Genomic DNA, 4,520 nt, shown 5'->3' on the forward strand with positions numbered 1-4,520 from the left:
ACGATCTCGGCCACCGAGTTACACCACTCTATGGGGCACTACTGGAGAAGGACGTTGCGGATCTGCACTCGCTGCTAGAGATAAGAGAGGCTCATCCAGAAGTGCCCTGGAAATTGGCCGACAGCGGCCTGATCGGCTTCAAGCGAGACGCGGCGCGGATCCTCCATGAGCTCGCCGAGAGAGTCGTCCGCAAGAACGCTGGGTTCCCAGTGCCCGCACACCTCGATCGGAAACGCATGGCTGGACTGGTCCTTCGGCATGTCTCGCAGCCGAGGCCAAGGTAGGCCCCCACTGGGTGTACCCCAGAGTGACGGTGGGCTGACCTTCCGGAAGAACCGGTCGGGGCGCGGTCACTGTGCACCACACGGGGGAGTACTCAGTCCGTCGGAATTGCGCCTTAGAGCGGCCGACGTTGCCACTAAGCGAAGACGTCACTCCAGCACATGGCCCCGGGCAACCAAGGCCCGGCGGGCAGCCGCCAGTTCGTTCTGCTCGAACTGCTCGTTCGCGTACGCGATGGCATCGTCGAACAGTCTGGTGAATTCGACGCGATTCGCTTGCTCGTCGAATCTGAACTCTACGGTTTGGTCGTACTGGCTACGGCCGCCGGCTGACCGGAGTCCAGCCTCCGTGAGGGGCTTTAGAAAGTGCTCCTCCCAAAACGGCGGCGCTTTGGGCGAGAACGTCACGGACACCTCGCCCTCGTCTGACTTAAGCGACCCGTCGGCGTGTTGGACGGGTACCACGGTCACGTCGCTGGTGCGCTCGATGCGCTGCCAATTGCGGGCGTCCCGCGCTCCGAGTACTTCCAGAAACTGCTCGTCAGTCTGCAGCGGTGGAAGGTTCTTGGTGAAGCGAGCGCCTAGGCGCCAGCTCTCGACGGCAGACATGAGACTGATCTGCTGGGGTGGCTGGAACCGGTCTGGTGGTCGCACTTGAACGGCCTCAGTCGTCGTGACTCGCTCAATTGTGCCGCCGAGTTGTTGGGACCATCGCCGGCCATTGGCGTCGGTGTACCTAACCTCAAATTCGATTTCGCTCGCATCCCGAGTGTGGACTGTCACAAGGGTGAACCACACCTCGTCCTCATTATGGTCCCGATACGGGGTCAACTGCTCGGCAGTCGGAATGTGCTCGTGGAGCCGGTTTTCTTGCGCGACTAGCTCCGCGGTCCGGCGCTCCAGACTGTTGTCAGGCCCGTAGGGCGAGTCGACGTACGGAACCGTCACGTCGAAAAACAGGTCCTTGCTGCGGTTCTCGATTCGGAACGTTGGCAGCGAAGGGAGCGAGCGCCCGTCCTCCACCTTGTAGATGCTCAAGAGGCGAGCTTGCGCCATATCGTTGTCCTCACGGATCTCGGCTGCCTCACGGCGGTCGAAACGAGCGTGGGCGCTGGCGACGGAAATGCTGAAAGCTGCGATCAGGAAGGCAGCGGCAGCGGCCAGTCCGCCACCCCACGTGCCCCATGCCACGAACCAGTTCGAGGTGATGTCTTGAGGTGACTGCGAGGCCTTTACCAGGGTCGTTGCCACGAAGGCCAGAACGAACGAGGCGACTGCAACGCACGCACTAACGAGGACATTTTTGAAACGGCGTTCTTCCGGTAGTCGCCCCTTGATGTCATCAGATTCCATTGCCACCCCGTACGAGCCTTCATCCTGGTCATGGCGAAGTATGCCGGACCTTCCGTAGCGCGGACGAACTTGTCTACCGTGCTGTCCGTCCCCGGTGAAACTACGTCTTCAACAGGCCGAGTGCCGCCGCCGCGATCGCGGCCGGCCGGACTGCCAACGGCCGAATCGATTGGCTCGTCAAGGGGCACCGCACCGCCTACAGCCAGTGGGAGACCCAGGGCATCGACGAAGTCATGACCTCGGAGGACGAACCGGACGATCCATAGGGGAACAACTCCCCGACCCGATCAGGAACGGCCTGTTCTGTGCGCCGATAATGTCGTTTCTGTCGTTACTGCTGGTCAGAACCAAATGCACCTGTGGTCGCTGTTAGCGTCTCGACAGGTGTGGCCGGTGCTCGCTAGCAGGGCCCGGGGCGGTCCTGGTCGACGCTTTCGGCCCCGATGGTGTTGAGCCGGGGTTTGGGCGAGAGCCGAAGGACCCGGGTACCTAACAAACCTGTCGCTTGGCTGACCCCAGTGCGTTCCTTCCCCTGGCCAGGTATTCGTATTACGATTGTGTTCATGGAGCGGAAGATTCAGGGCCACAACGTTTCCGAGGAGCAGATCGCCCAGTGGGTCGATGAAGCCGAAACTGGCTACGACCCCGAGTGGTTGGGCAAGCGCCTTGGCCGCCCGGCGCGAGCCGAACACGCAGCGAAGGTCGTGCCGGTCCGCCTTACTGACGCCGAGCTTGGGGCCGTCATGGCTCGTGCTGAACGCGAGCACCTCAACCGGTCCGAGGCGATCCGTCAGGCGCTGGCCCAGTGGGCCGCCGCCTCGTGATCATCCGGCAATCCGCTCGCAAGCACGGCCTCAGCGACAACGACATCCTCGCCGCGCTGGCCACTCCCCTCCTGGCCGGACCACTCGACGACGACCACCCCCAACGGGTCCTCACGCTTGGATTCGACTCCCAGGCCCGAGTGCTGGAATTGGTCGCTCTGCATTACGACGACGGCAGTACCGAAGTCATTCACGCAATGAAGGCGCGCCGCACCTACCTCGACCTACTTGACTGAAGCCGATTGCGACCGCACTCCACTGGGCCTGTTGGCCTTGGCACCGTACGCTAGTTACTTCGCAATAGCTAGCGTCGCAGTCATAGCTTTGCTATCACTGATAGCCTGTAAAGCACAGTTAGTCTTCTTAGCTAGCGTTGTTGCCACAGCTGTGCTAGACACGCAAGGTAGTCTTACTATTCGAGCTAGGTTCGCTAGAGCTGTCGTCACAGCTAGCTTCGCCCGGCTACCTTCGTGGAGAGGAATGGACATTGACTCGAAAACTGGCTCTCTGCAACCAGAAGGGCGGCGTCGGCAAAACTGCTACAACGCTGGGCTTGGCCAGTGCGCTAAGCCATCAAGGACGCAACGTTCTAGTGGTGGACGTCGATCCTCAGGGCAACTCCACGACGGGCCTCGGTGTCGAATTGACGGAGACCATGATGACGACATTCGACCTCATGAACCGAACGGTCCCGGGGTCGGCAGCCGACGCAGTCATCGCAACTCCATGGGACAAAGTGGATCTCATCCCATCCAACGAAGCGCTGGCGAACATCGAATCTGACGGCGCCAATGACCTCATCTTCCGCCTCGACATCGCATTCGAGGGGCTCGACCTGTCCGCCTACGACGCGGTCCTATTTGACTGCCCACCATCTCTGGGGAAGCTCCTCTTCGCCGTGCTTTGCGCAGCAGACGGAGTCATCGCTGTCACTGAGCCGACCATTGACAGTGTCCGCGGGATTGAAAACCTGCAAGAGACTATCCGTAACGTCCAGAGGCGACCCAACCCGCACCTCGTGCTCGAAAAGCTCGTCCTGAGCCGCAAGAGAACAACCGGCGAACACCAATTCCGCGAGCGTGAACTTCGCGACACGTACGGGGACTTGGTGGCTAAGACCTCAATCCCGGAGCTAACCGCACGCCAGGACGCACATAGCTCGCACACACCGATCCATAGCTTCACCGGCGGAAAGGCCCTAGCCCTCCAGGTCGCGTATACAGATCTGCTAGCAGAGCTAGCGCTTGGCCCCAAAGGAGCTGCAGCATGAGCATCGAACGTGAACCCGCAATCCGTCGAGCTGTGCATCCTGCAGCAGACCTGCCTGAGAGGCCTTCACGAACTAAGCCACCAGCTATTCCCACGCCCCCGGCTTCCGCGCCAGGCGGCTCAGCTGAAGAAGAGCGACTGACAGAGCAGCACAACGTACGGCTTCGCCCGTCCACTAAAGCGCGTCTATTACGTGCAGTAGACAAGCTCCGCTACGAAACTGGCGACCGCACCATCAGCATTGCTTCTATCACCGACAAGGCCATCGTCGAGTACTTGGAGTCAAAGGGGTGTTGAGCCAGCTGATTGGGGAGTGACCCGACCTCCAAGGCGCGTCGGTCCTCGAGGGCGCCGCTCGCGGCATGTTTGACGCCTTGCGCGTGTCGCGCGCATTTTTGACGTCAGGCATGCCATTTTTGACGTCATGGCGACCACACGATCTGGGCCTGGGAGACCAGCGCTAGGGGAGCGGACACGAATGACAGTCCGCGTACCTTCAGATGTCTACGACGCGCTTCGACGTGAAGCGGCAGCCCGTGGCATCTCAATGAACCAGTACGTAGCCGAGGTCGCAGCGGCACACCTCGGCATGTCTGAAGCCGTGTCGAGCTACGACGACCAGGAGGCGATTCCCGCGTGAAGTAGCCAGCTGCCTGACTGAAAACTGAACACTCCATGCAGCACCTGAAATGACTGATACCGGCCCACTGGCGAGTGGGCCGGTATCGAAAGTCAAGAGTCTGAGTTGGCGCTCAAACTCGGTGTTGCTCACCAATTAGGAGAGCTGTGCTTC

The 4,520-nt window shown here is 60.8% G+C and carries 7 protein-coding genes; 6 read left to right on the plus strand and 1 reads right to left on the minus strand.

All coding sequences use genetic code 11. The annotated features are described in order from the left end of the window. A partial coding sequence (locus G6031_RS18645; protein WP_206682142.1) for a hypothetical protein occupies positions 1 to 284 on the plus strand: 284 nt, incomplete at its 5' end. A 147-nt stretch (positions 285 to 431) separates the two neighbouring features. Here the strand turns inward: G6031_RS18645 and G6031_RS04775 are convergent. Further along, on the minus strand, positions 432 to 1,634 hold the full coding sequence (locus G6031_RS04775) for a hypothetical protein (RefSeq protein ID WP_182652613.1): 1,203 nt from the start codon (positions 1,632 to 1,634) through the stop codon (positions 432 to 434). 563 nt (positions 1,635 to 2,197) lie between these two features. On the opposite strand from G6031_RS04775, the gene G6031_RS04785 reads away from it, so the two are divergent. The 5 genes from G6031_RS04785 to G6031_RS19070 all read left to right on the plus strand — a co-directional run bounded on the left by G6031_RS04785 (position 2,198) and on the right by G6031_RS19070 (position 4,367). After that, on the plus strand, positions 2,198 to 2,458 hold the full coding sequence (locus tag G6031_RS04785) for a ribbon-helix-helix protein, CopG family (RefSeq protein WP_061917231.1): 261 nt from the start codon (positions 2,198 to 2,200) through the stop codon (positions 2,456 to 2,458). Further along, positions 2,440 to 2,694, plus strand: coding sequence for a hypothetical protein (locus G6031_RS04790; RefSeq protein ID WP_182652614.1), 255 nt, complete (start codon positions 2,440 to 2,442; stop codon positions 2,692 to 2,694). Before G6031_RS04785 ends, G6031_RS04790 begins: the two co-directional genes overlap by 19 nt. A 251-nt stretch (positions 2,695 to 2,945) precedes the next feature. Continuing rightward, the gene (locus G6031_RS04795; RefSeq protein WP_031264777.1) at positions 2,946 to 3,728 is read left to right on the plus strand and encodes an AAA family ATPase; all 783 of its coding nucleotides are present in this window, start codon (positions 2,946 to 2,948) and stop codon (positions 3,726 to 3,728) included. Beyond that, positions 3,725 to 4,024: a hypothetical protein gene (locus tag G6031_RS04800; protein ID WP_106386905.1), complete on the plus strand. Its 300-nt coding sequence runs from the start codon at positions 3,725 to 3,727 to the stop codon at positions 4,022 to 4,024. The genes G6031_RS04795 and G6031_RS04800 overlap by 4 nt, the downstream gene beginning before the upstream one ends. 181 nt (positions 4,025 to 4,205) lie before the next feature. Next, positions 4,206 to 4,367, plus strand: coding sequence for a toxin-antitoxin system HicB family antitoxin (locus tag G6031_RS19070; protein WP_159110332.1), 162 nt, complete (start codon positions 4,206 to 4,208; stop codon positions 4,365 to 4,367). Positions 4,368 to 4,520: the final 153 nt, after the last annotated feature.

The organism is Dietzia sp. CQ4, from assembly GCF_014145125.1.
GTDB lineage: Bacteria > Actinomycetota > Actinomycetes > Mycobacteriales > Mycobacteriaceae > Dietzia > Dietzia natronolimnaea.

Excerpts from the sequence above, each read along its gene's own strand:
- G6031_RS04775 (WP_182652613.1), bottom strand. The coding sequence starts at position 1,634 with ATGGAATCTGATGACATCAAGGGGCGACTACCGGAAGAACGCCGTTTC.
- G6031_RS04800 (WP_106386905.1), top strand. The coding sequence starts at position 3,725 with ATGAGCATCGAACGTGAACCCGCAATCCGTCGAGCTGTGCATCCTGCA.
- G6031_RS19070 (WP_159110332.1), top strand. The coding sequence starts at position 4,206 with ATGACAGTCCGCGTACCTTCAGATGTCTACGACGCGCTTCGACGTGAA.
- G6031_RS04785 (WP_061917231.1), top strand. The coding sequence starts at position 2,198 with ATGGAGCGGAAGATTCAGGGCCACAACGTTTCCGAGGAGCAGATCGCC.